The sequence below is a fragment of the Streptomyces sp. UC4497 genome (genome assembly GCF_054871485.1).
Genome location: NZ_JBTYHB010000078.1, coordinates 1 through 1,312, shown reverse-complemented (window position 1 = coordinate 1,312; position 1,312 = coordinate 1). Strand labels below are relative to the sequence as shown.

The window sequence follows — 1,312 nt, the reverse complement described above, 5'->3', positions numbered from 1 at the left end:
CAGTTGTGGCTCAACAGGAGTGGCCGTCCGGCTCTTCGGGGCGCCCTGGCTGCTGATTGAGATGTGCGCGCTGTGTGCGGTCGCTGATTACGGAGCTGACAGCGGGGTGTTCCTCGGGCCGACGGCATGTCGTGCGGCACGAGGAGGGGCAAGTGAACGAGCGACGGGAACAGATTTGGGCTGGTATCGACGCCGGCAAGGGCCACCACTGGGCGACGGCCGTCGACGACAGCGGCGCGACCCTGTGGTCGAAGAAGATCATCAATGACGAGTCGGCAATCCTGACCGCCATGGGCGAGATCCTCGACCTGGCGGACGAGGTCCACTGGGCGGTGGACATCTCCGGCACGTCCTCCGCGCTGCTGCTGGCCCTGCTCGCAGCACACGGCCAGCAGGCTGTCTACGTGCCCGGCCGCACGGTCAACCGGATGTCGGGGGCCTACCGGGGCGAGGCCAAGACCGACGCCCGCGACGCCTACGTCATCGCCGAAACCGCCCGCCACCGCAACGACTTCACCGCCATCGCCGTGCCCGCGCAACTGGCCGCCGACCTCGCGCTGCTGACCACTCACCGCTGCGACCTGATGGCCGACCGAGTCCGGATGATCAACCGGCTCCGCGACGTCCTGACCGGCATCTTCCCCGCACTGGAGCGGGCCTTCGACTACAGCAGCCACAAGGGTGCCCTCATGCTGCTGACCGGCTACCAGACCCCGGCCGCCCTGCGCCGCCGCGGCCATGCGCGGCTGACGGCCTGGCTCGCACACCGCCACGTGCGCGGCGCCGACCACGTCGCGACCATCGCCCTGGAGGCGGCCCGAGCCCAGCACACCGCGCTGCCCGGCGAAGACGTCGCCGCGCAGATCGTCGCCGACCTCGCCACCCAGATCCTGACCCTGAACGACCGGATCAAGAAGATCGACAGGCAGATCCGTGACACCTTCCGAACGCACCCGCAGGCGGAAGTTATCGAGTCGCTGCCTGGCATGGGCCCACTCCTGGGAGCCGAATTCGTCGTCGCGGCCGGCGACCTGACCGCCTACACCGACGCCGGTCATCTCGCCTCGGCGGCCGGACTCGTGCCCGTCCCGCGAGATTCCGGCCGCCGCACCGGCAACCTGCACCGACCCAAGCGCTACAGCCGCCGCCTGCGGCGGGTCTTCTACATGTCCGCGCAGACCAGCATCATCCGCGACGGGCCGAACCGGGACTTCTACCTCAAGAAGCGAGCCGAGGGCTGCAAACACGTCCAGGCCGTCATCGCCCTGTCCCGCCGACGCGCCAGCGTCCTGTGGGCACTTCTGCGTGACGA

Annotated in this window: 1 protein-coding gene; it reads left to right on the top strand. The window is 69.4% G+C overall.

What is annotated here, in order from left to right:
• Positions 1-152: 152 nt before the first annotated feature.
• A partial coding sequence (locus ACYSUO_RS42265) for an IS110 family RNA-guided transposase (protein WP_461781511.1) occupies positions 153-1,312 on the top strand: 1,160 nt, incomplete at its 3' end.